Raw genomic sequence first — 25,135 nt, 5'->3', positions numbered from 1 at the left:
AACAGAGAGAAAGGAAGATAAAGATGGATGATAATTTTTCACCAAGAGTAAAAGACGTAATCGCCTACAGCAAAGAGGAAGCTCTTAGATTGGGGCATGATTTTATAGGAACCGAGCATCTAATGCTGGGTTTACTGCGTGATGGAGACGGTAAGGCAATAGATATATTAAATGCAATGGATATAGATCTTAGCCACCTAAGAAGAAAGGTAGAGATCCTGAGTCCGGCCAATCCTAACATAGGAAATGTGTCTAATGACAAACGAAATTTGCATTTAACGAGACAAGCCGAGAGGGCATTAAAAACTACATTTCTGGAAGCAAAACTATTCCAGAGTTCTTCAATAAATACAGCCCACCTGCTTCTTTGCATTTTAAGAAACGAAAATGATCCCACCACCAAGCTTTTAAATAAGCTTAAGATAGATTATGACGGGGTTAAAGACCAGTTTAAATATATGATCGCCAGCGACGAGAATGACTTTACCGATACCCCCTCAAGTGCATTTTCTGATGAAGACAGTGGCACCGATGATCCAACCAAAGATAATCCATTTAGTGGCGGTGGTTCTGGTGGTCCCGGAAAAACCTCAAAAAAATCCAAAACGCCGGTTTTAGATAACTTCGGAAGAGATCTTACGGCACTTGGTGAAGCCGATAAATTAGATCCTGTTGTTGGACGTGAAAAAGAAATTGAAAGGGTTTCCCAAATTCTAAGTAGACGTAAGAAAAACAACCCTCTTTTAATAGGTGAACCCGGTGTAGGTAAATCGGCTATTGCCGAAGGGCTTGCTTTGCGGATCATTCAAAGAAAAGTATCAAGGATTCTTTTCGACAAAAGAGTAGTAACTCTCGATCTTGCCAGCCTGGTAGCAGGAACAAAATATCGCGGCCAGTTTGAAGAACGTATGAAAGCAGTAATGAATGAGCTGGAGAAAAACGATGACATCATTCTCTTTATAGATGAAATTCACACTATTGTTGGTGCTGGTGGTGCCACCGGAAGTTTAGATGCCAGTAATATGTTCAAACCAGCCTTGGCTCGTGGTGAAATTCAATGTATAGGTGCCACCACTCTGGACGAATACAGGCAATATATTGAAAAGGACGGGGCTCTTGAACGTCGATTTCAAAAGGTAATCGTAGAACCTACTACGGTTGAAGAAACCATAGAGATCCTCAATAACATCAAAGATAAATACGAAGATCATCATAATGTGGTTTACACCCCCGAAGCTATTGATGCCTGCGTGACCCTGACTAACAGGTATATGACAGACAGGTTTTTACCAGACAAAGCCATTGATGCCCTGGATGAAGCTGGATCACGGGTACATATAACCAATATAGATGTGCCAAAACAGGTGCTTGATCTGGAGCGAAAATTGGATGAAGTGAGAGAGAAAAAAAATTCTGTTGTAAAAAAACAGAAATATGAGGAAGCTGCCAAATTAAGAGATGATGAGAAGACCCTGGAAAGAGAGCTTCAATTAGCTCAGGAGCGTTGGGAAGAAGAATCCAGAAAACATAAAGAAACAGTTAGCGAAGATGACGTTGCAGACGTAGTTTCTATGATAACCGGAGTACCGGTGAACAGAATAGCGCAAACCGAGAGTAATAAACTGGTGGAGTTGCCTAAAAAAATAAAAGGAAAAGTTATAGGGCAGGATGAAGCCGTTGCCAAGGTCGTAAAGGCCATCCAACGTAATCGTGCAGGGCTTAAGGACCCAAATAAACCCATAGGGTCGTTCATATTTCTGGGGCAAACCGGTGTAGGTAAAACTCAATTAGCTAAAGTGCTTGCCCGGGAACTTTTTGATAGTGATGATGCCCTTATACGTATAGATATGAGCGAATACATGGAAAAATTCGCTGTATCCCGTTTAATTGGTGCACCACCGGGATATGTTGGTTATGAGGAAGGCGGGCAGCTAACTGAAAAAGTTCGTCGAAAACCTTATGCTGTAATATTGCTGGACGAAGTTGAAAAAGCTCACCCTGATGTCTTTAATATGTTATTACAGGTCCTTGATGATGGATATCTAACCGATAGTTTAGGAAGAAAAATAGACTTCAGGAATACCATAATTATTATGACCTCTAATATAGGAGCAAGAAAATTGAAGGATTTCGGTCAGGGAGTCGGTTTCGGAACAGCAGCCCAGCGTTCCCAGGCAGATGACAACACCAGAAGTGTTATCGAGAACGCTCTCAAGAAAGCTTTCGCACCAGAATTCCTGAATAGGATTGATGATGTTGTTATCTTTAATTCTCTTGAGAGAGAAGACATACATAAGATTATAGACATTGAACTTACTAAGCTATATGAAAGAATTGGAGGATTAGGTTACACTCTCCAGCTAAGCGAAAAAGCCAAAGACTTTATTGCAGAGAAAGGCTTCGATAAACAATATGGGGCCCGACCACTTAACAGAGCAATTCAAAAGTATATAGAAGATGCGCTTGCTGAAGAGATTATTACCTCCAAAATTTCAGAAAATGACATCATTTATATGGATCTCGATGAAAAGAAAAACGAGCTTACCATAAAGGTTGATAAGCCAATTAAAGAAACTAAATCATAGATTTCTTTTAGAAAACAGTTTAAAAATAAAAAAGCCGCCTGATCACTCAAGCGGCTTTTTTATTTTTAAACTCCCGGGCTGGCTAGTCAAAAAGCTCCACTTCAGTAATAATATAGGTATTTAAGAATTCCTTTGCTTTTTTGATATGTGGAGCCATAGTGACATCTTCTTTCAATATGGGCACCTCTTTTCTGAATTCTGAAACGAACTTCTGAAGAATTTCCGAAGTCCGACCTGGCTCCCTGAAATGAAGTGCCTGGGAAGCATTAAAAAGTTCTATGGCCAAAACCGTGTTTACATTTTGAATAATCTTAATCATCTTCGTGGCACTGTTAGCTCCCATACTCACATGATCCTCCTGCCCATTGGATGAAACAATAGAATCTACCGACGCCGGTGTAGCAAGTTGCTTATTCTGGCTCACAATACTAGCAGCGGTATACTGGGGTATCATAAAACCACTATTAAGCCCTGGGTTTTCCACAAGAAACTGAGGTAGCCCACGTGTACCAGACACCAGCTGATATATTCTTCTTTCGGAAATATTGGCTAACTCAGCCATGGCAATAGCTAAATAATCCAGGCCAAGTGCCAGGGGTTGCCCGTGAAAATTACCACCAGAGATTATTTTATCCTCCTCAATAAAAATATTGGGATTATCGGTTACTGAATTAATTTCAGTTTTAACGACCTTTCTTACAAAGCCAAGCGTATCTTTTGTTGCACCATGTACCTGAGGTACGCATCTGAATGAATAAGGATCCTGAACATTTTTCTTTTCTTTACGTGCTATTTCACTTCCTTCCAGGAAATACCTTATCCTTTCTGCTGTTTTTACCTGCCCTCTATGAGGCCTAACCAGATGCACCAACTCATCAAAAGGCGACAAATTACAGTCGAAACCGTCCATTGAAACTGCACTAATCTTATCTGCCAGATAGGACAGTTTAAAAGCCTGAAGTAAACCAAAAACTGCATGGGCACTCATAAACTGGGTGCCATTCAAAAGTGCGAGCCCCTCTTTGGATTGCAGTTTCAAAGGACTCCATTCCATTTCCTGCAACATTTCTGAAGCAGAGATTTCTTTCCCCTTATAATAAACTTCACCTTCGCCTATTAATGGCAGGGCAAGATGTGCCAGGGGTGCCAAATCACCTGATGCTCCCAGAGATCCTTGCTCAAAAATTACCGGAAGAATATCTTCATTATAAAAATCAACAAGGCGCTCAACAGTTCCCAAGGCTACCCCAGAATGACCATAACTTAAAGACTGGATCTTGAGAAGCAACATTAGTTTTATTATGGGCTTCTCGACTCTGTTTCCTGTACCACAAGCGTGAGATTTTACCAGGTTTTCCTGTAGTTCAGTAAGTTTTTCAGAAGTAATCTTTACATTACATAAAGCTCCAAACCCTGTATTAATTCCATAAATGGGAGTATCGCTTTCCTTAATTTTTTTATCGAGATAAGCTCTGGACTTTTTGATATTTAAGACAGACTCATCGCTTAAAACCAATTTCTTATTAGTCTCCAGTATATCCTGAATCGTGTTAAGATCTAATACGGCAGAACTAATATAATGATGAGTTTGCATGAATTTTTAAATTTATAATTGAGAGTTCAAAAATCAAACATCTCTTAAAGTATTCCAAACAATCTTACCAGAATTTTATCATTTAATGACTTGATTTATTATTTAAGCAGGAATTTTTAAAATCAATTATAGCCATCTTCTTCTCGTAATAATTCCAGAAAGGCACTTCCCAAATTATTGTTGATTTCACCTGCTGTTATTGCTTCATATCCCATTTTTTTTGCAGCGACATCTCCCGCTAAGCCGTGCATATACATCCCAAAAACCGCAGCAATCACCGGATCGTATTTTTGGGAAATCAGGCCTGAAATTATCCCCGAAAGAACATCCCCTGCCCCGGCAGTAGACATCCCAGCATTCCCGGAGTTATTAATGAAAATCTCTTCTTTACTAAAACAAAAACTATGAGCCCCCTTTAACACTAGAATCACATTATATTTTTTTATAAATTTTTGTACCTTTTTTATTTTATGGTTATCATCATCCCACTTTCCGATAAGGCGTTCGAGTTCCTTGGGATGTGGAGTGAGTACCGATCGCTCTGGCAGCAAATCCAACAACTCTTTCCTTTTGGACAGCATATTTAAACCATCGGCATCAATTAGCATAGGCTGTGTGGTTTCTTTTAGCAATTTTTCAAATGCGTTAAGCGAAGCATCACCCGTTCCTGCCCCCATTCCAAAGCAAATAACATCTGGTTCAAAATCTATTTTTATTTCGCTTAAATGTTTCTTTTGTTTATCGGTAATAACCATTGCCTCCGGCAAGGCTGTTTGAATTATTTCATAACCGCATTCAGGACTAAAAACGCTGCAAAGTCCGGCTCCGGATTTAAGCGCTGCTGTTGCAGAAAGTACAATACTCCCAATCTTACCATAGCTGCCACCAATTATTAGCGTATGACCATAATCCCCTTTATGGGAATTTTTTCTTCTGTACTTATATAATAGGCGGGCCTCTTCTTTTCCAATTAACCTGGCATTAGTATGGGTTTGCACTAAAAAATCCCGGTCTAAACCTATATCCAGAACCTGGAAATCACCTATATAATCCATAGTTTGAGGGAGGAAAAAAGTAAACTTTGGACTCTGAAAAGTAAGTGTAAAATCAGCTTTTATAATTCCCGTATGGCTTTCAGGAACCTGTTCAGCATAGAGTCCCGAAGGCATATCTATAGCCAGAATAAAGGCTTCAGATTTATTAATATGGTCTACCAAAGCAGCTACCCATCCCTCTATAGGTCGGTTAAGGCCAATCCCGAACATCGCATCAATCACAAAATCACCTTCTTCAATCTTTGGGAAGTCATTTTGATTTTTAATCAGCTCCGGCCAGTCCCTGGTAATATTTTTAAATCTATCATAATTAATCAGGAAGTCTCTCGAACGCTTATCGCTATAATTCACTACGAAGACTTTCACTTTATAACCGTGTTCTACCAACATCCGGGCTACTACAAGACCATCGCCTCCATTATTCCCAATACCACAAAATATTTTGATCCCAATATCACTGCCTTCTAACCGGGAATGAATTTGATTAAAGACCAATCCGGCAGCACGTTCCATTAACTCTGTGCTGGAAATATTCTGATTTTTAATACTTAAGCTATCAGCTTTTTGTAATTGTTCGGCACTATATATCTTCATAGAAGTAAACTTAGGTTACACTAAAATACATATATTATGAGGGAGAATTTTAGATAATTAATAAAAAAACACATTTCATCTTTATTTCAGTGAGAATTCAATAAATTTGCCCAAATTTTAAGAATATGAAAGAAATCGCCCTTGATGCCATCCATAAATCATTAAATGCTAAAATGGTTCCTTTTGCCGGTTATAATATGCCGGTCTCCTATGAAGGAGTGAATATAGAACATCAAACCGTACGTGAAAAACTTGGAGTTTTTGATGTTTCACATATGGGAGAATTTTTAATCTCCGGTGATAAAGCCCTCGACCTTATTCAAAAGGTTACTTCTAATGACGCCTCCAAACTTAAAGACGGAAAAGCACAGTACACCTGTATGCCTAACGAATCGGGAGGGATTGTAGACGATCTTATTATATACCGTATCAATGAAGAGAAATACCTGCTTGTGGTAAATGCTTCCAATATTGAAAAAGACTGGAACTGGATCTCTCACCACAATACCATGGATGCAACTATGCGTGATATGAGTGATGAACTCTCGCTTCTCGCTATCCAGGGCCCTAAAGCTGCTGAAGCAATGCAGTCGCTTACCGATATAGATCTTCAGAATATGAAATTTTACACCTTTGAGGTAGCCGAGTTTGCCGGTGTGGAAAAAGTAATCATCTCGGCTACAGGTTACACAGGAAGTGGCGGATTTGAAATATATTTCAAAAATGAAGATGCCGCAGAGATATGGGAAAAAGTGATGGCCGCAGGAAAAGATTTTGGAATAAAACCAATAGGTCTTGCTGCCCGTGATACTTTACGCCTGGAAATGGGCTTCTGTCTCTACGGAAATGATATTGACGACACTACCTCTCCTATTGAAGCCGGCCTGGGCTGGATTACGAAATTCACCAAAGATTTCGTTAATTCAGAAAATCTTAAAAAGGAAAAGGAAGAAGGTCCAAAACGAAAGCTAATCGCTTTTGAACTTGATGAGCGTGGGATCCCAAGACAGGGCTACGATATTGTAGATGATAATGGCAAGGTTATTGGCCAGGTAACTTCGGGTACAATGTCACCGTCGTTGGAAAAAGGAATTGGCTTAGGCTACGTCCCCACCGATGTAGCTGGAATTGGAAATAAGATTCAAATTCAAATAAGAAAAAAAGCCGTTCCAGCCACCCAGGTGAAATTACCCTTTTATAAAGGATAATTTTTGGAAAAAATATTGATTTTAGGAGCAAGCGGCTTTATAGGCAGTGCCTTATATAAAGAGCTATGCTCCTATTTTGATACTTACGGCACGTACTTCACCCATAATCCAAACCTGGAAAAAAATCAGCATTTTTACCAGTACGACCTGGAAACGGAGAATATTGAAACCCTTCTTGAAAACCTCAAGCCAACAATTATTATTTCTGCGCTTCGCGGAAATTTTAATGCTCAGATAGCAGCACATTTCTCTATCATTAATTACCTGCAACATCATAAATCAAGGCTAATATTTATTTCTTCGGCAAATGTATTTGATGCCTTCACTAATTTTCCTTCTTACGAATACGATAAAACCTTATCCCAAAGTATCTATGGAAGGTTTAAAATAAAGATTGAAAATGCCCTGTTAAGGCTACCGAACCAGAAATATAATATTCTAAGGCTTCCTATGGTTTTCGGACAGGATTCCCCACGAATAAAAGACCTTAAAAATATACTCTACCTTGGCGAGGCCATAGAAGTTTTTCCAAATGTGGTTATAAACGTTACCGAAGCAGACCATATCGCGAGGCAGGTACACTACATTATAAACCGAAAGAAAAACGGCGTTTTTCATCTGGGAAGTAGTGATCTCATTCACCAAAAGGACTTTATTGAAGAAGTTTGTCATACCATAGGTTATCCAAATCCTCTTTTTAAAAATGTCTATGACTCCAATAACGACAGGTTTCTTGCCGTCCTTCCGAAAGACAACTTACTTCCAAAAAATCTGGAACTAAGCGTGCAACAGGTCGTAAATGCCTCAATAAAAGTTTGATTGCAAATAATAGCGAAAATATAGGGATGTTCCCGTTGTGATGCTTAATTTTAGACATATAACCATAAAATATTCCAAAATGGAAAAATTAAGTAACGAAGAAATTAACAAGAGACTGGAGCATTTAAATGGCTGGACCTATGAGAAAGATGCAATTCACACCTCTTTTCAGTTTGATAATTTTAAAGATGCTTTTACAGTGATGACCCGTATAGCTTTTGAAGCCGAAGCCCTACAACACCACCCTAATTGGGGAAATGTATACAACGAATTAGAGATATCACTCTCCACCCACGATTCAAAAGGAGTGACCGAAAAGGATTTTAAACTCGCCAGAGCGATAGAAGATATTGTAGAATCGGCCTAAAGAATTAAAGGCCTCAATGGGGAACTTGAGAATATTCCTGATTTTTATTGGAAGCTTTTTTATATTTTTGCCCCGATTTTTATTCAGTTAATAAATGGGAAGAGCATTCGAATTTAGAAAAGCAAGAAAGATGAAGCGGTGGTCAGCAATGGCCAAGGCTTTCACTCGCATTGGAAAAGATATTGTCATGGCTGTAAAAGAAGGCGGCCCGGATCCAGATACCAATGCAAAACTGCGGGCAGTTATCCAAAACGCGAAGAGCGTTAATATGCCCAAGGATAATATTGAACGTGCTATTAAAAGAGCCAGCGACAAAAACCAGGGCGACTATAAAATTGTACTTTTTGAAGGTTATGCTCCTCACGGAATTGCCGTACTGGTAGAAACAGCTACTGATAATAATAATCGTACCGTAGCCAATGTACGTTCTCACTTCAATAAATGTGATGGAAATCTTGGAACTTCAGGTTCGGTTGAATTTATGTTTGACCATACTTGTAATTTCCGGGTGGATGCTGAAGGTCTTGATGTAGAGGAGATGGAACTTGAGTTTATTGATTTTGGCGCTGAAGAGGTTTTCCAGGATGAGGATGGAATTCATATTTACGCACCTTTTGAACAATTTGGCGCTATACAAAAGGAACTGGAAAAACGTGAAATTGATATTCTTTCTTCAGGTTTTGAGCGTATCCCGCAGGTTACCAAAAAACTTACTCCTGAAGAGGCACAGGATGTTGAGAAACTCCTGGAAAAACTAGAGGAAGATGAAGATGTTCAAAATGTTTATCATACCATGGAGGAAAACGAGGAATAAACTCAAACCCGAATTTTGCGAAAATAACAAGGGCTGTTCTATAAAAAACAGCCCTTGTTTATACCGATCTTAAGAAACCTAAAATTCCTTACGATCGTGTTTTGTTGGATGTCCTTTTCTTCTGCGTTTTTCTTCCCGTAATAAAGATAATTCCCTACCGGTTTGACCTTTCACAGAAGTGTTTTCCTGAGCTCTACGCAAAAGGTAGGGCACCACTTCCCTTACTGGTCCAAAAGGCAATAGCTTAGCTGCATTATACCCCTTCTTTGACAGATTATAACTAATATGGTCACTCATCCCATATAATTGACTAAACCAGATACGATCGTCATCTAATGGAAGGTTTTTATCTTCTATCACCTGAAGAGCCAGGTAATTACTTACCTCGTTATGGGTACCAATAAACAGTTCAATTTCGTCAAGGTGAGCCAGGCAGTAAGACATGATGCTATTAAAGTTTACATCGGTGGCCTCTTTATTCTCACAAATAGGAGTGATATAGCCATGTTTCTTGGCTCTGGCATTCTCTTTTTCCATATACGCACCACGCACAATTTTAGCGCCGATCTTAAAACCTTCTGCTTTTCCTTTTTCGTGAAGGTCTTTAAGGTATTCCATTCTATCCCAACGGTAGCATTGAAGCGTATTGAAGATAATTACCTTTTCCTTATTATACTTTCGCATCATCTCTTCCATAAGCTCATCGACAGAGGTTTGCATCCAGCTTTCTTCAGCATCGGCATAAAGACGAACATTATGATCATAGGCAGTTTGGCAGAGGATATTAACCCGTTCTTTAACACGTTCCCATTCCTCCTGCTCTGCTTCACTTAAATTTATTCGCTCACTGGTTTTTTCCCAAATCGCAAAACGGCCTATACCGGTAGGCTTAAATAAAGCAAATGGTAATTCTTTACGTTCTGCAGCATCTTTAATTAACTCTAATTTTTTGTTTAGAGCCGCATCAAATTGCTCTTCGGTCTCTTTCCCTTCAACGGAATAATCGAGAATACTATAAAGTTTTTTCTCGTACATTTTATTGGTTAAGGGCTTACAGTCTTCTACGGTAATCCCACCACAAAATTGTTCAAAAATGGTTTTTTTTATCAAGCCTTCGATAGGTAAGTGTAGTTTTAACGAAAGGTTGGTAAGAAAAATCCCTGTGTTCACCAAAGTTTGCCGATTCATCATACTAAAAAGGAAAACGGCACGGTCCAGCTCTAAATCAGATTTTAATTTAAAAGCTGTTTTGGTATCATTAAATATTTTTCTTCTTATCATGTTATTAAAATTCTTATAACAAATATAAAACAGAAGGTTTGATTTTTTTGAATATTTCTGCTTAATTTCGAGGCTTCTTTATAGATGTTTAAAACCTTATAAATTATGGCAAATATGGCAAGTGGCATCCCTGTTTATTACAGGGAAAATGCTTACGAAAAACTCAACACTTATTTAGCCGAAAACAAGGCATCAAAAATTTTTATTCTGGTTGATTCCAATACCCATAATTTTTGCCTTACTCCCTTTCTTACAAAACTCACCACAGAAATTCCTTTAGAAGTAATCGAAATGGAAGCCGGCGAAAGCAATAAAAACCTGGAAACCTGCAGCCAGATTTGGAATGTACTCTCTGAACTGGGAGCCGACAGAAAAAGCCTGATTTTAAATCTTGGCGGTGGCGTGGTTACAGATCTGGGTGGCTTCGTGGCTTCATGTTTTAAACGCGGAATTCCCTACATAAATATTCCTACAACGCTTTTGGGTATGGTAGACGCTTCAGTAGGAGGAAAAACCGGCGTAGACCTGGGTAATCTTAAAAATCAGATTGGCGTAATCAATAATTCCCAGATGGTTTTAGTAGATTCCGTTTTTCTAAAAAGTCTTCCTGCCAATGAAATGCGTAGCGGCCTTGCTGAAATTTTGAAGCATGGTCTTATTCAGGATGAAAAATACTGGAATAAATTATCAGCCCTGTCAACACTTAATCTGGAAGATCTGGATGAAATAATTGAAGAATCTGTAAACATTAAAGCTGAAATTGTATCCCGGGACCCCGAAGAAAAAAATCTCAGAAAAACCCTTAATTATGGTCATACCCTGGGTCATGCAATTGAATCTTATTTCCTTACTCACCCTTCTAAAAGCAAGCTGCTTCACGGGGAAGCCGTAGCTATTGGAATGATTCTGGCAACCTTTATTTCTTCAGAATTAAAGGAATTTCCCAGAAAAAAAATGCAGCAAATTACCCAAACCATACTCGATATGTATGGAAAAGTAGAATTTGAGGTTCAGGATGTCAAAGAAATAATGGATTTAATGAAATATGATAAGAAAAATGAGTTCGGCAAAATAAATTTCGTACTGCTGAAAGATATTGGAAAGCCGCTAATTGACTGTCTTGTGCCCAATGAAGTAATTCATAAGGCATTCGATTTTTACGGCAAAGCTTGACTTTTAAAAAATTAATAGTTTTATTTAATAATATAAATCAGATATTTTTTTTGTTATTATTGCAGAAATCATTCGCTATATGAAAAGAATAATTGTTGATTACAAAAAGCTTACGCCAGAAATACTTAGTCTCCTTGTAGATAAGTATCCCGATGGCTATGACGACGATCAGGTTATCTCGTTTAAAAATGCTAAGAATGAAACGGTTGATGCCGTTGAAGTTAAAACCGATGACACCGTTTACCTGGTGAAAGTGAGCACTCGCCTGGAAAGTACTATGGCAAATTTCGATGAAGATGATTATGACGATTCAGATTTTAACGAGCCTATTGTTGAAATTCCTGAAAAAACCACCGAAGTTGAAGAAGACGATAATGAAGATGATCATTAAATCGTGAATATTATAAATGAGGAGGCCATCTAAAATCACTTTTAGACGGCCTCTTTTCTTTTTCATAGCAACCTTAATCCCTAGGCGTGTTGCATATCGTGTTTACCTTCTTTTATCTCTTCAATAATCTTGCCATTAAAAGCTGGCAGATCATTAGGATTTCTGCTGGTCACAAAACCTTGATCAACCACAACTTCTTTGTCTACCCAATTGGCACCAGCATTTTTCAAATCGGTTTTAATGGAATTGTAAGAGGTCATAGTTCGCCCTTTAACAACATCGGCTTCTATCAAAGTCCATCCTGCATGACAAATTGCTCCAACCGGTTTTTTCTGTTCAAAGAAATCCCGCACAAATGATACAACATCTTCATCTCTTCTCAGAGTATCGGGGTTCATCACCCCGCCTGGAAGCACAAGTCCGTTGTAATCTTTTGCATTCACATCTTTAACAGCATGGTCTACTTCTACTTCACCACTCCAGCCACCATCGGCCCAACCTTTTATTTTTCCTTTTTCAATGCTGATGATATCAACCTTAAAACCTTCTTTCTCCATTGCTTCCTTTGGAGATTTCAATTCAGATTCTTCAAATCCATTTGTAGCTAAAATTGCAACTTTCTTTTCCATAATTTTATCTTTTTTGATTTAACTCAAAGATAAAAATCACAAGTCATAATGGATATTAAGGCCTTTATAAAAAAAGAAAGGTTTAAAGTTAAACTTTATTAATATGGGCGGGTTTAACCTCTCATTTTTCCGGATGTTTCTTCTTTATCCGATTTCTTTTTTTCTTCCTCCAGGTCCAAATTGCTTTTAAGAGTATCGATTATCTTTTTTTCTTCCTGAATCTGCACACGTTTCTGTTCGAGTTTTTCCATTTCCTGATAGATCGCGGGCTCCCCGTATTTATTCGGAACAACCTTTTCATTCTTGTGTAAGGCATACTGGACAGTGAACTCTGCTCCATAAAAAAGTATTAAACAGGTATAATAAACCCATAAAAGAATCAATACTACTGAAGAAGCTCCCCCGTAAACAGAAGCCGGCTCACTATTTCCAAAATAAAATCCAAGTAATTTTTCTCCTATAAGAAACAAAATAGTGGTTAAAGCTGCCCCCAGATAGGTGATGCGCCACCTTATTTTTATATCAGGAAGTAACTTAAAGACGGCTGCAAAAAGAGTAGTTACAATTAAAAATGAAATAAGAAAATTAACAAGGTCTACCATAAACCCGGTTATCGCTGGTGCAAACTGGTCTATATGATCGCTTAAGATAGCCAGCAGGGCAGATATTACCATAGAAATCAGCAATAGCAGGCCAATTACCAGCACCATTCCAAAGGAAATAATCCTGTCCAGGATTAATTGCATAAAATTGGACTTTTTCGCTGCCACATTCCAAATATTATTCATTGCTATCTTTAGTTGAAAAAATACTCCTGTAGCACCAAATAGCAACAAACCAATCCCAAAAATAATTGCCCAGGTAGAGTCTCCCGAAAGGGACGCATTGGTAACGATAGCTTCGATAGCCTGTGCTGAATCCTGACCAATAAACTCTCCTATTTCCTCGGTAATTCGGCCCTGAACATCCTCGCGCTTAAAAAAGTAACTCGCAAGGGTTACCACAATGATAAGTAAGGATGGTAAAGAAAATAAGGTATAATAAGCAATGGTTGCACTTCGGGCGTAAGGTTCATTACGATTCCAGCTTTTATAAGCCTTTTTGAGTAAACTAAAGAAAGTCTTTAGGAACCTCATATCAGATACTTTTTCTTCAAAAGCTCCAGATGATGAATGGTATGTCCTATGGTTATAAAACCTATAGCTCCGGCACTGGTAATATTATTATCAACCCGTCCTTTACGTTTAAGCATCTCTTCAGTAAAACTCTCATAAAGATTTATACCCGAGTTTCTTATATTATTAAATTCTGTTTTAAAACTTTCCAGTCCCCGACGGTTTGCTCCAGATTCAGGGACGTATGCATCGTGATCAAAGCCCGGAAGAGAAGTTTTATCATTTCTGGCTATTGAAAGGGCACGATACTGGAAAATACGCTCCACATCAATCATATGCTGAAGTACTTCTGCCAAAGTCCACTTTCCTTCGGCATAGCTAAAACTTAACTTTTCAGGAGTAATAATACTAAGTATCTCCCGAAGATCTTTCTGGTTCTCCTTAAGTAAACCTCCCAGCGTCTTATCGCCGGGAAGTTTATCTATATAGGTTTGATAAAATTCGTGATAGTCCTCTTTATTTAATTCTGAAACTTTCATTATGCTGAGTTTCTGCTGGCATTAATATTACCGTATAAAGATCGGGTAACCATTTTTTCATAGATAGCAAGCAAATCTTCAGAAGCTTCCCCTTGATCCTGCAATTCCTGAACTTTTCGTAAAGCATGTTGCTGAATAGTCAATAAAGGTAGCACGATGCGTTCCCGGGCCTGAACTGAGGCTTTTCCTGCCGGTTGATTTTCCATCAACTCCTTATAACCGGTTACCTTAAGAAGCATCCTTTTCGTGCGTTCATATTCTTCAAAAATCAACTTCCAGAATTCTCCGAATTGCTTATCATCCTCCATATAAGAGGTTAAAGAAAAGAATGACTTAGTAAGGCTCATCATGCTGTTTTCCAGTAAAGTCTTAAAAAATATTGAATTATCATAGAGCTGTTTCACCTTATCAAAATCACCTTCTTTTTCGTAATACTCCATCGCCGTGCCAACGCCAAAAAATCCCGGTACATTTTGTTTTAACTGGCTCCAGCTTCCAACAAATGGGATGGCTCTTAGATCAGACAAGTTTAATTCTGAAGATTTATTCCTTTTTGATGGGCGACTACCTATATTGGTTTTAGCATAATATTTAAGCGTGCTCATTTGTTCCAGGTAAGGAATAAATTTTGGATGCTGTTTGAAATCGGTATACGTTTTATAACTAATTTCTGCAAGATTGTCCATGGTTTTCCTGTCCTCTTCTGAAAGAAGGTTTTTTCCTTCGCTTAAAATTTCATTGGAAACCCCAGAACTAAGCAACTGTTCCAGGTTATAGCGGCAACTGTCCTGGGTACCAAAATTAGAACTTATTGTTTGCCCCTGGACGGTGAGCTGAATTTCTTCGTTTTCTATGCCTGAACCCAAAGAAGCATAAAACTGGTGAGTTTTTCCTCCTCCCCGGGCAGGTGGTCCTCCACGACCATCAAAGAAAACTACTTTTATATCATATTTTCTTGAAATTTCGGTAATCTTTTCTTTTGCTTTATAAATACTCCAGTTAGCCATTAAATAACCACCATCCTTAGTTCCATCGCTAAAACCAAGCATAATTGTTTGCTTGTTACCGCGCCGCTTAAGGTGCTCTTTATAAACCGGATTAGTGTAGAGCACTTCCATTACTTCATGTGCCTTTCTAAGATCGGGAACGGTTTCAAATAAAGGAATAACGTCTACCGTGGGCTTTTCCCAACCACATAACCTCATAAACGCAAAGGGTTGTAAAACTCCCTGTACGCTTCCGCAGTTACTAATAATATATCTGTTAGCTCCATTCTCACCATTAGTTTTTTGAATGCTTTGCATGGCATAAATGGAAGACAGGGTGGCTTTAGCCATCCCTTCTTCGAGATTCTCCGGATCAATATTGCCCTGAACCCTGGTTAAGGCATCAATTTGTTCTTCCTCAGTTAAATCGAAATAATTTTTCCCAAAGATATCCGGTTGAAATTCCTGAAGCTCCTCCAGAACTTCAATGTGTTTACCCGAATCCTGACGGATATCCAAAGTACCAAAATGGTATCCGAAGAGATTGATCTTATTGAGAAGATCATCTACTTCTTCTAAAAATAAAGACTGATGCTTACCTATTACAATCCCTCTGATCTTTTGCAACTTAGACCTAAGATCTTCAAGTGATATTTTAATCTTTCCGGTTTTTGAAATAGCGCTGGCATATAGCTTAGGTTCGATTTCAGAAATGATCTCATCCACCTCGCTAAAGGTTAGGCGGCGTTTCAATTGTCTTAGATCCCGGTAATAATTAAGAAGTATCGTAGAGCGTAGCCTTTTAGCAACTTTCAGGGTGATTTCAGTGGTAACAAAAGGATTCCCATCCCGGTCGCCTCCTGGCCAGAAACCAAGATTGATAACCTGGTTGTTGGGATCTTCTCCATCAAAAATATTTTGCTGAAGATAACTGTAAATCTGACTTACACTCTGGTAAAATACATTCTCAAAGTACCAGATAAGGCTTACCGCTTCATCGTATGGCGTTGGCTTCTCTTTTTTGAAAAAGGGAGTCTTACCTAACTGTGCCAGCAAGTTTTTTATAGTTGTAAGGTCATTTTTTTGCACTGCTTTATCCAAATCGGTGATTATCCCAAGCACTGCGCCAGGATAAAACTGTGTTGGGTGCGCTGTAAGCGTAGGTCGCACTTTAAAGCGCTTTAAGTAATCCCTGAGCTCAGAGGTTTTGTTGGCTGCCTCTGCCTCCTCTTTAACGTTTCTAAGAGTACCATGGCCATCCATGTTATTTACAACGGGAAAAGCCGCATCTTCTATTGCATCAAACAAAACTACTTGCCGTTCTATATACTGAATAAACCTGAAAAGCAGGCTTATTTTCTCATCTTCTGAAGGATCTTCCTGGTATTTATCAAAAAAGGTTTCTATTATCTCTGAAGGATTTTGGTTCCTGGCAAAGCCAACTTCACAAATCTCCTGAAATAAAGGCAACAAAGCACCTGTTTTCTTAATATCATCGAAGGGCAAGGTTAGAAAAATACTATTATAAACCTGGTATTTTGCCAGTACACTTTCATTAAATCTTTCCAGTTTTGGCTCTCTATGCATAGTCTTATTCGTGTTTATTTAAATTTATAAAAAAACCCTTTAAACAAAGAAGCCTAAAGGGTTTTTAGTAAAAGTTTAGGAACTCTACAAGTTCTGAAAAATAGAGTGCATTAAACGTTTTTTATCGTTTAGACTCTCTTCCAAAGAGATCATAGTCTCGGTTCTGTAAACCCCCTCGATATCATCTAACTGAAAGATAATCTCTTTAGCGTGTTGTGTGTTTCGAGCTCTAATTTTACAAAAAACATTGAATTTCCCGGTAGTCACGTGAGCGACAGTCACAAAAGGGATTTCGTTTATTCTTTCTAAAACAAATTTTGTTTGAGAAGTGTTTTTAAGGAATACACCTACGTAAGCGATAAAGGCGTAACCCAGCTTTTTATAGTCTAGTGTAAGGGAGGAACCTGTTATAATTCCTGCTTCTTCCATTTTTTTCACTCTTACGTGAACGGTTCCGGCCGATATTAAAAGTTTCTTTGCAATATCGGTAAATGGAGTCCGTGTATTCTCGATAAGCATATCAAGAATCTGGTGGTCTGTTTCGTCTAATTTAAACTTAGCCATTTTTCAAATCTCTTTTTTAATGAAGTTCAAAATTAATACAAAATCATTGAATAATTACTAAGTATTTTGAGAATTATTCACATTTAAGACCTATAATCTCCCCATTTAAGACTATTTTATTAACTATAACGTTTTCGCCCACTTCAGCTACTTCCGGAAATTCAATGATTTTATCTTTTCCATCAATTATTCGATGGGCATAATTTGTAATCTCAGGAGCTATTTTTTCAATTATCGGCACAAATTCTATATTTCCTGACTCTAATTTCTCTTTATATTGAATAGAAATATCTCTTAACTGATTATTTATTAATACATTTTTCAGGATTATATCATTAAACAACTTCTCATTTTGAGGGATACGGGTATAGGTTAAATAGTTAAAATCATGGAAATTTCCAGAGGCGATGGCGTACAAAGCAGAAACCATAGCCGCATACACATACTCCCTTACCTTTTCACGCTTATAATCCCCGGGAGCGTGACCGGCTTCAAATAAAATGGTAGGCACCCCGGCTGTCTGGAAAGTATCTCCAGTACAATTGATATTATAAGCGTCATCATACCTCCCTATATTTCCTGGCAAGACTTCTTGTAGATTTTTATAAATCCCCGCAATAATCTGCATACTTTTCTTTCTTTCAGGCCGTAAAGCCCGTGCTTTATCCATAGCCGGAGTCAGGAATGATAGCGTTGCCGGTTTTGCCACCTTGCCAGCACTGAAAATAGTACGCTGATCGTGAAGATTTAAACAAAAATCTGGCTTAAAGTCATCAAATTCACTTCGCAATAATATACTTTCAGGTTCCTTAAGCTCCTGAGCATCGCGGTTTAAATCAACCTGCTTGGCATTGACCCTGGTGTATGCCTTGGCTCCATCAGGATTCAGCATGGGAATTATGCGAATTTTACACCTGGATAGAATGGTCGACAACACAAAATCATTTTTTAAAAGGCATGCAGCATTTAAAAGATCAAAGACAGCCTTTGTGGTCGTCGTTTCATTTCCATGCATTTGTGACCAGACCAACACCTTTATTTCACCCGTACCGAATTCAACCCTATGAATGGGCTTGCCCAAAACCGACCTTCCGATTTCTTTTGTTCTGAAAACTTTTGAATGTTTTTCAAGCAATGGGCGGATATGGTCTAAATGTAAATACCTACCCTCAATCGTATTTTCCTTTACAGTAGAGTAAGACTCCATTACCTGTTGAAGTGTTCCTGAATAATTCATGTTCACAAAAGTAAACAATCAAATTTTTACAATTGTAAACAAGCTTTTAGTATAAGTTTGTTTACAAGTGTAATCATTGAATTCACGAGCTTAAACTTTAATTCGGAATATATCCGATATCACACAAAATGGATTGTATTAAATTGTATTTTAGTTGTTTACAATATATCACCTATACTCATGGTTCAGTTAAATAACATCTGTTTACATTTGTAATTTTTTTCTTGGGATTCTTTTATTTACATTTGTAAATCAATTTTCGAAGAAACTAATTCACAATGGTAAACACTGAAAAATTTGCTGCAAGGTTGGAAAAGATCATAGATTATTACGATCTATCGGCTGCTGCTTTTGCCGATCAGATTGAAGTTGGCCGTTCCTCTATTTCCCATATTCTATCAGGAAGAAACAAACCCAGCCTGGATTTTGTGATGAAAGTAATCTCACACTTTCCTGAAGTGGAACTCTACTGGCTTTTAAACGGCAAGGGGAAATTTCCAAAAGAGAAGTCTGTTTCTACTCCGGGAACCGAGGTTCCCCCTAAATCAATCTCCCCTGCTCCTACAATGGAACGCTCTTCTCAAAAATTGCAACAGCAAATAATACCTGAGGAATCTGCACCGAAGGGAAAACAAATAAAAAAAATTGTTATTTTTTATACAGACGGGTCTTTTGAAGCTTTCGAAAATTGACTTTCAGCTTAAAATACGCTTATTTTGCAGTATGAGAAAAAGCCTTATCCTTATGGCGGTTTTTTTTAGTTTTTACAGTTGCTTTCAACCCGAGCGCAATTGCTCCGACTTCAAAACCGGCACCTATGAATTTGAAACTTATTTAAGTGGTGAATTGGTTACCTCACGCTTCGTAAGAAACGATAGTATTGAAATTGACTACTTCCAGGGGAATACAGATACCTCTTCGGTACGCTGGCTGAATGATTGCGAATACATTTTGAAAAATCTCAACCCGAAGAACATGGCTGAAGAGAAGCCAATTCATATGAAAATCCTCACCACCAGTAAAGATGGCTATACCTTTGAATATGGCGTAGTAGGAGAATCAAGAAAAGAACGAGGCTCGGTAAAACGAGTGGAAAATTAATTCCTGTTTTCCTTTTTAAGCAATTTATTCTGCTCCTCCATTAATTCAGTTAGTTTAGATAGTAACTCGATGTCCTTTGGTGTTGTTTCCCGGGGATCTTTGGGGTCTTCCGCTTTCCGGCGAAAACGGTTAATAACTTTTATTACCAGGAAGATTGTAAAACCAATTATAAGAAAATCAAGCAAGGTTTCGATCAAAGCACCATAACCAATGGCAACCTCCTGAATCACTTCTACTCCCCCGGCATCAGCTAGACCTTCTTTTAGAACGATCTTTTTTTCAGAGAAACTAATACCATCGGTCATTAAACTGAGTGGTGGCATCACCACTTCTTTAACCAAAGTATTTACCACCGCATTGAATGCAGTACCAATAATGATACCTACGGCCATATCTACCATATTGCCTTTGATGGCAAACTCCTTAAATTCCTTGATTAATCCCATTACTCGTCAAATAATTTGGTTTGACTTTCTGAATTCTCCGAAGCTTTCCCATTAATGGCTTTTCCTGCATCAGCCCTGTTCTTATCTTCAGTAAGATTTTCTTCATCCACAACCTCTATTTCTTCCGTAGGGGTTTCCTCTTCTTCTTCATACGGCAATGGATCCAGTAAATTGATTTGTTTTACCTTATCTGGAGTTAACTGGTTACCCTGAGCTTTAATTCCTTTTACTGAAATAAATTCTTCCAGGTTTACCTCATCATTTGGAGGTTGTTCCTTGCCTCTGGGTTTTGCATATACTACCTCTGCCATAGGGTAATAATCTGTGGAAACTATTTCCAGATAAGCATTATCATGCTCACTTATAAATTTTTCTTCCCTGTCTGGGTGTTCAATCAGGAAGCGTTTTACATAAAAACGTTCTTTTTCAGGTTCCCAGTAAATCGCTGAAATAGGTTTTTTCGGAACCCATTTTTCCAATACCAGCATTTCATCATCGAAACGCGTAGTAAGCTCTGGTTTTATGGTCTTAGCAATACCATCGGCCGTAACGATAAGAATACGATCATCTCCTTTAAATTCACCTAACAACTCACCGCGTTCATCTACATTGAGTCTTTTTACGGTTTCATCGAACCAGATCCTACGGGGTTTTAAAGTAGAAACCCCTTCCTCTTTTAATTCAATACGTTTTACAGCATATTTAGTGACTATGTTTCCTTTTACGTTACGTCCTTTTATAAGTATATCGGCGAAATCCACATCAAACTTCAACTTTTTAATGCTTCCAACCTGGCGTAATAATACCAATACAACCTCTGCTTCCCCATTTGGGTTCGCTGAAAAATAATGTACTTTCGAATCTTTTTTCCCCTGGGTAAGGTCGTACTCCCTATCCCGGGTTACAGAAGTAACCGAAAATCGTTTTATATAAGATGCGCCATTCTTACCATCTCTATAAATCATATTATAAATGGTGCGTTTGTCTTTTTTCTTAAAAATGGCCACATGGATTATATCTTTTCCGATAAAGGTTTTAGTGTCTACCTTAGTAACCATCATTTTCCCATCGGCGGTAAAGACAATTACATCATCGATATCAGAACAATCGGTAACATATTCATCTTTTTTAAGGGCAGTACCAACAAAACCTTCCTTACGATTTACATAAAGTTTGGTATTTCTAATCACCACTTTTGTGGCTTCAATATCATCAAAGATTCGTAGCTCAGTTTTACGGTTTTGTTCCTGGCCATAATCTTTCTTTAGCTTTTTAAAATAATCTATTGCAAATTCTACCAGATTATCCAGATAGTGTTTTATCTGGGCAATTTCCCCTTCCAGGGCTTCGATCTTTTGCTGAGCTTTATCTATATCAAATTTCGAAATACGCTTGATCCTAATCTCTGTAAGCCGAACAATATCCTCTTCGGTTACTTCCCTTTTCAAATGTTTTGTAAAAGGTTTCAGGCCTTTATCTATAGCCTCTATAACCCCGGGCCAGGTTTCTTCCTCTTCAATATCGCGATAGATCCTGTTTTCAATGAAAATACGCTCTAAAGATGCAAAATGCCACTGCTCCTCGAATTCCTCGAGTTTTATTTCAAGCTCTCGTTTTAGCAGGTAAAGTGTATGATCTGTAGACCTACGCAAAATCTCTGATACCCCTAAAAATTCGGGTTTATTATCAATAATAACACATCCCAGCGGTGCCAGAGAATTTTCACATTGCGTGAAGGCATACAGGGCATCTATGGTTTTATCAGGCGAAATATTGTTTGGTAAATGAATGAGAATCTCCACCTCAGCAGCGGTGTTATCTTCAATCTTTTTAATCTTTATTTTCCCTTTATCATTAGCTTTTAAAATAGAATCAATAAGCGTTGAAGTGGTTGTCCCATATGGAATCTCGGTAATGGAAAGGGTGTTTTTATCAATGTTGTTAATTTTTGCCCTAACCCGAACTCTTCCTCCTCGTTTTCCGTCGTTATAATTAGAAATATCAGCCACTCCACCTGTTGGGAAATCCGGGAAAAGAGTAAAATTCTTTCCTTTTAAATGTTTGATAGAGGCATCAATAAGTTCATTAAAGTTATGCGGAAGGATACGTGTACTTAGACCTACCGCAATTCCTTCGGCTCCCTGTGCCAAAAGCATTGGAAATTTAACCGGGAGATTAACGGGTTCGCTTTTTCTTCCGTCGTAAGAAAGTTGCCATTCGGTTAACTTCGGGTTGAATAAAACCTCGAGGGCAAATTTAGAAAGTCTGGCCTCAATATAACGCGGAGCCGCTGCCCGATCACCGGTTAGGACATTTCCCCAGTTCCCCTGGGTATCTATAAGCAATTCCTTTTGCCCAATCTGCACCATAGCATCTCCTATACTGGCATCCCCGTGAGGATGGTATTGCATAGTATGCCCTACAATGTTTGCTACTTTATTATAGCGCCCATCGTCCAGGTCTTTCATAGAATGCATAATACGACGTTGCACAGGTTTAAACCCATCTTCAATAGCCGGAACAGCTCGCTCCAAAATCACGTAAGAAGCATAATCCAGAAACCAGTCTTTATACATCCCGGTTACCTTGATCAATTCTTCCCTGGGTTGTTCAAATTCTTCCTGTGGGTTTCCTTCGTGGTTATCTTCCATTAGGCTGTTGCTTTAGACTTCTCGAGAATTTTATCAAGGGAACTCAGCATTCCCTTTTTCTTTTTTCTGGTTAAAAAAGTAGTGTTAAATGTATATTTTTTATAGCCGCGTCTTCTGCGGGAACTTATGTAAATTGTTAATGCTGAATAGAAAAAATAATCGCTAAACCTGTATTTTCCCAGTTTGCGTTTAGGGAATTCGGCTTTTTTTACACGGTATTCCATAAATTTTGAGAAGAAGACCCCGTTATTCTTTAGATTAAGAGTTTCCCCATCGCTATCAAAATCAAAGGCCTGCCCAACTCTATGCACATAAAAAGCCAAAACCACCACTACAATATTAGGCACGTAATGACTAAAGTTTATAGGTTCATCTGACCCCATCAATTCAAGATTCACAAAGATATTGGTTACAAAAATAGCTACCAATACGGTATAAATGGAAGGGATTATTTTTATTTCGTTTTTATTGGTAAACCTCATATGCCAAGTTCTTCTACCAAATCGAGTTCGACCTTGAGGTTATCAATTATGAATTCCTGCCTGTCTGGCGTGTTTTTCCCCATATAGAAACCAAGCATTTCTTCTATAGATTTCTCTTTATCCAACATTACAGGGTCCAGGCGAATATCTTCCCCAATAAAATATTTAAATTCATCTGGTGAGATCTCTCCTAATCCCTTAAACCTGGTGATCTCCACCTTGCCTTTTAGCTTTTCAATGGCTTGTTTCCTTTCTGTCTCACTGTAACAATAAATTGTTTCTTTTTTATTTCTAACTCTGAAAAGCGGAGTTTGAAGAATATATAAGTGATTCTCCTTTATCAATTCAGGAAAAAACTGAAGGAAGAACGTAATAAGCAGCAACCTGATATGCATCCCATCTACATCGGCATCGGTAGCGATTACAATGTTGTTGTAACGAAGGTCAGACAGAGATTCTTCGATATTTAAGGCTGCCTGTAGAAGATTAAATTCTTCGTTCTCGTAAACTATTTTTTTACTCAGCCCGTAGCTATTAAGCGGTTTCCCTTTAAGGCTGAAAACGGCCTGGGTTTCCACATTTCGGGATTTAGTAATTGAACCACTTGCCGAATCTCCCTCGGTAATAAACAAAGTGGTTTCCAGGTAGCGTTCTTTTTTACTATCTCCTAAATGAATTCGGCAGTCTCTTAATTTTTTGTTGTGAAGGCTGGCCTTTTTCGCACGGTCCCTAGCCAATTTCCTTATCCCTGAAAGATCTTTCCGTTCTCTTTCTGCCTGTAATATTTTTCGTTGAAGTTTTTCAGCCGTTTCCGGATTTTTATGAAGGTAGTTATCTAATTGTGTCTTTATGAAATCATTGATATAGGTTCGAACGGTTGGCAATTTACCTCCCATATCTGTAGAACCCAGTTTGGTTTTAGTCTGGCTTTCAAAAACCGGCTCCATGACTTTAATACTTATCGCCGAAACTACTGATTTTCGAATATCACTGGCTTCATAGTTTTTTCCGTAGTACTCACGAATAGTTTTCACAATTGCCTCTCTGAATGCACTAAGGTGTGTTCCCCCCTGCGAAGTGTTCTGGCCATTCACAAAAGAGTGGTATTCTTCACTGTATTGAGTTCGGCTGTGAGTTAAGGCCACTTCAATATCATTACCTCTCAGGTGAATGATTGGGTATAAACGATCGTCCTCATTTATACTATCGCTTAACAGGTCCTTCAACCCGTTTTCAGAATAAAACTTCTCCCCGTTAAAAATTATGGTTAGTCCCGGATTGAGATATACATAATTTTTAAGCATCTTTTCAATATACTCGTTGCGGTATTTAAAGTGCTTAAAGATAACCTCATCCGGATTAAAGGTTACTTTGGTTCCGCGGCGACGGGAAGTTTCATCCAGTAATTCTTCGTTTACCAGGTTACCCTGCTCAAATTCGGCTGTTTTAGATTTACCATCGCGGGTAGATTCTACTCTAAAATAAGAAGAAAGGGCATTGACCGCTTTGGTACCTACCCCATTTAATCCAACCGACTTTTTGAAGGCCCGGGTATCGTATTTACCACCGGTATTCATTTTAGAAACCACGTCTACTACCTTGCCCAAGGGAATTCCCCTGCCATAATCGCGAACAATAACACGTTGGTTCTGAACCGAGATCTCAATGGTTTTCCCGGCTCCCATTACAAATTCGTCTATACAGTTGTCAATAACTTCTTTTAGCAGAATGTAAATACCATCGTCGGCACTGGAACCATCACCCAGTTTCCCGATATACATCCCGGGACGCATCCTGATGTGTTCTTTCCAGTCTAACGACCGTATATTATCTTCGGTATATCTGGTTTCCTCACTCATAAGTAGAATTGGAGTTTGTGGCTAATATAAGATATACCTTAAAAAGTTGAAACCCTTG

22 protein-coding genes are annotated in these 25,135 nt (G+C 38.4%); 9 read left to right on the top strand and 13 right to left on the bottom strand.

What is annotated here, in order from left to right; all coding sequences use genetic code 11:
- Positions 1-23: 23 nt before the first annotated feature.
- Positions 24-2,585 (top strand): ATP-dependent Clp protease ATP-binding subunit, encoded by a 2,562-nt coding sequence (locus VIM94_RS09970; RefSeq protein WP_332039152.1) that lies wholly within the window; start codon positions 24-26, stop codon positions 2,583-2,585.
- An 82-nt stretch (positions 2,586-2,667) separates the two neighbouring features.
- Here the strand turns inward: VIM94_RS09970 and hutH are convergent, their stop codons facing one another.
- Together hutH and VIM94_RS09960 are read right to left on the bottom strand one after the other, a co-directional pair.
- Complete coding sequence (hutH, locus tag VIM94_RS09965; protein ID WP_332039151.1) at positions 2,668-4,179, bottom strand: histidine ammonia-lyase; 1,512 nt, start codon at positions 4,177-4,179, stop codon at positions 2,668-2,670.
- 122 nt (positions 4,180-4,301) lie between these two features.
- A complete protein-coding gene (locus tag VIM94_RS09960; RefSeq protein ID WP_332039150.1) occupies positions 4,302-5,828 on the bottom strand; it encodes an NAD(P)H-hydrate dehydratase in 1,527 nt (508 codons plus the stop codon).
- 125 nt (positions 5,829-5,953) lie between these two features.
- Between VIM94_RS09960 and gcvT the strand changes: the two genes are divergently transcribed.
- From gcvT to VIM94_RS09940, 4 genes are all read left to right on the top strand, one after another.
- Positions 5,954-7,036, top strand: coding sequence for a glycine cleavage system aminomethyltransferase GcvT (gene gcvT, locus VIM94_RS09955; RefSeq protein ID WP_332039149.1), 1,083 nt, complete (start codon positions 5,954-5,956; stop codon positions 7,034-7,036).
- 3 nt (positions 7,037-7,039) lie between these two features.
- Positions 7,040-7,855, top strand: coding sequence for a sugar nucleotide-binding protein (locus VIM94_RS09950; RefSeq protein ID WP_332039148.1), 816 nt, complete (start codon positions 7,040-7,042; stop codon positions 7,853-7,855).
- Between the two features lie 79 nt (positions 7,856-7,934).
- The gene (locus VIM94_RS09945) at positions 7,935-8,222 is read left to right on the top strand and encodes a 4a-hydroxytetrahydrobiopterin dehydratase (RefSeq protein WP_332039147.1); all 288 of its coding nucleotides are present in this window, start codon (positions 7,935-7,937) and stop codon (positions 8,220-8,222) included.
- Positions 8,223-8,316: 94 nt separating this feature from the next.
- Positions 8,317-9,036: a YebC/PmpR family DNA-binding transcriptional regulator gene (locus VIM94_RS09940; RefSeq protein WP_332039146.1), complete on the top strand. Its 720-nt coding sequence runs from the start codon at positions 8,317-8,319 to the stop codon at positions 9,034-9,036.
- A gap of 78 nt (positions 9,037-9,114) precedes the next feature.
- Here the strand turns inward: VIM94_RS09940 and VIM94_RS09935 are convergent, their stop codons facing one another.
- Positions 9,115-10,317, bottom strand: a complete 1,203-nt coding sequence (locus VIM94_RS09935; RefSeq protein ID WP_332039145.1) for a proline dehydrogenase family protein — start codon at positions 10,315-10,317, stop codon at positions 9,115-9,117.
- Positions 10,318-10,422: 105 nt separating this feature from the next.
- On the opposite strand from VIM94_RS09935, the gene aroB reads away from it, so the two are divergent.
- Together aroB and VIM94_RS09925 are read left to right on the top strand one after the other, a co-directional pair.
- Positions 10,423-11,490 (top strand): 3-dehydroquinate synthase, encoded by a 1,068-nt coding sequence (gene aroB, locus VIM94_RS09930; RefSeq protein ID WP_332039144.1) that lies wholly within the window; start codon positions 10,423-10,425, stop codon positions 11,488-11,490.
- Between the two features lie 79 nt (positions 11,491-11,569).
- Positions 11,570-11,881: a hypothetical protein gene (locus VIM94_RS09925; RefSeq protein WP_332039143.1), complete on the top strand. Its 312-nt coding sequence runs from the start codon at positions 11,570-11,572 to the stop codon at positions 11,879-11,881.
- Positions 11,882-11,961: 80 nt separating this feature from the next.
- Here the strand turns inward: VIM94_RS09925 and VIM94_RS09920 are convergent, their stop codons facing one another.
- The 6 genes from VIM94_RS09920 to VIM94_RS09895 form a co-directional block, all read right to left on the bottom strand.
- A complete protein-coding gene (locus VIM94_RS09920; RefSeq protein ID WP_332039142.1) occupies positions 11,962-12,510 on the bottom strand; it encodes a type 1 glutamine amidotransferase domain-containing protein in 549 nt (182 codons plus the stop codon).
- Positions 12,511-12,623: 113 nt separating this feature from the next.
- A complete protein-coding gene (locus VIM94_RS09915; protein ID WP_332039141.1) occupies positions 12,624-13,646 on the bottom strand; it encodes a YihY/virulence factor BrkB family protein in 1,023 nt (340 codons plus the stop codon).
- Complete coding sequence (locus VIM94_RS09910; protein ID WP_332039140.1) at positions 13,643-14,164, bottom strand: DinB family protein; 522 nt, start codon at positions 14,162-14,164, stop codon at positions 13,643-13,645. The genes VIM94_RS09915 and VIM94_RS09910 overlap by 4 nt, the downstream gene beginning before the upstream one ends.
- The gene (locus tag VIM94_RS09905) at positions 14,164-16,737 is read right to left on the bottom strand and encodes a phosphoenolpyruvate carboxylase (protein ID WP_332039139.1); all 2,574 of its coding nucleotides are present in this window, start codon (positions 16,735-16,737) and stop codon (positions 14,164-14,166) included. The genes VIM94_RS09910 and VIM94_RS09905 overlap by 1 nt, the downstream gene beginning before the upstream one ends.
- Positions 16,738-16,821: 84 nt before the next feature.
- Positions 16,822-17,301, bottom strand: a complete 480-nt coding sequence (locus VIM94_RS09900) for an Lrp/AsnC family transcriptional regulator (protein WP_081211670.1) — start codon at positions 17,299-17,301, stop codon at positions 16,822-16,824.
- A gap of 73 nt (positions 17,302-17,374) precedes the next feature.
- On the bottom strand, positions 17,375-18,538 hold the full coding sequence (locus VIM94_RS09895; RefSeq protein ID WP_332039138.1) for a M14 family zinc carboxypeptidase: 1,164 nt from the start codon (positions 18,536-18,538) through the stop codon (positions 17,375-17,377).
- A 278-nt stretch (positions 18,539-18,816) separates the two neighbouring features.
- On the opposite strand from VIM94_RS09895, the gene VIM94_RS09890 reads away from it, so the two are divergent.
- Together VIM94_RS09890 and VIM94_RS09885 are read left to right on the top strand one after the other, a co-directional pair.
- On the top strand, positions 18,817-19,230 hold the full coding sequence (locus VIM94_RS09890) for a helix-turn-helix transcriptional regulator (RefSeq protein ID WP_332039137.1): 414 nt from the start codon (positions 18,817-18,819) through the stop codon (positions 19,228-19,230).
- Between the two features lie 31 nt (positions 19,231-19,261).
- Entirely contained in the window at positions 19,262-19,639 is a 378-nt protein-coding gene (locus tag VIM94_RS09885; protein ID WP_332039136.1) for a DNA topoisomerase IV, read from the top strand.
- On the opposite strand, the gene mscL is transcribed toward VIM94_RS09885, so the two are convergent.
- From mscL to VIM94_RS09865, 4 genes are read right to left on the bottom strand one after another with little or no spacing between them, the layout of a single operon-like run.
- A complete protein-coding gene (mscL, locus tag VIM94_RS09880; RefSeq protein ID WP_332039135.1) occupies positions 19,636-20,085 on the bottom strand; it encodes a large-conductance mechanosensitive channel protein MscL in 450 nt (149 codons plus the stop codon). The genes VIM94_RS09885 and mscL overlap by 4 nt on opposite strands.
- The gene (locus VIM94_RS09875; RefSeq protein WP_332039134.1) at positions 20,085-22,736 is read right to left on the bottom strand and encodes a DNA gyrase/topoisomerase IV subunit A; all 2,652 of its coding nucleotides are present in this window, start codon (positions 22,734-22,736) and stop codon (positions 20,085-20,087) included. The genes mscL and VIM94_RS09875 overlap by 1 nt, the downstream gene beginning before the upstream one ends.
- Positions 22,736-23,218: a hypothetical protein gene (locus tag VIM94_RS09870; protein ID WP_332039133.1), complete on the bottom strand. Its 483-nt coding sequence runs from the start codon at positions 23,216-23,218 to the stop codon at positions 22,736-22,738. The genes VIM94_RS09875 and VIM94_RS09870 overlap by 1 nt, the downstream gene beginning before the upstream one ends.
- Positions 23,215-25,077, bottom strand: a complete 1,863-nt coding sequence (locus tag VIM94_RS09865) for a DNA topoisomerase IV subunit B (protein ID WP_332039132.1) — start codon at positions 25,075-25,077, stop codon at positions 23,215-23,217. The genes VIM94_RS09870 and VIM94_RS09865 overlap by 4 nt, the downstream gene beginning before the upstream one ends.
- Positions 25,078-25,135: the final 58 nt, after the last annotated feature.

Origin of the sequence: Salegentibacter sp. (assembly GCF_036568425.1) — a bacterium.
Classification (GTDB): Bacteria; Bacteroidota; Bacteroidia; order Flavobacteriales; family Flavobacteriaceae; genus Salegentibacter.
The sequence above is the reverse complement of the archived record's forward strand: the minus strand, read 5'-3'. Positions and strand labels throughout refer to the sequence as shown.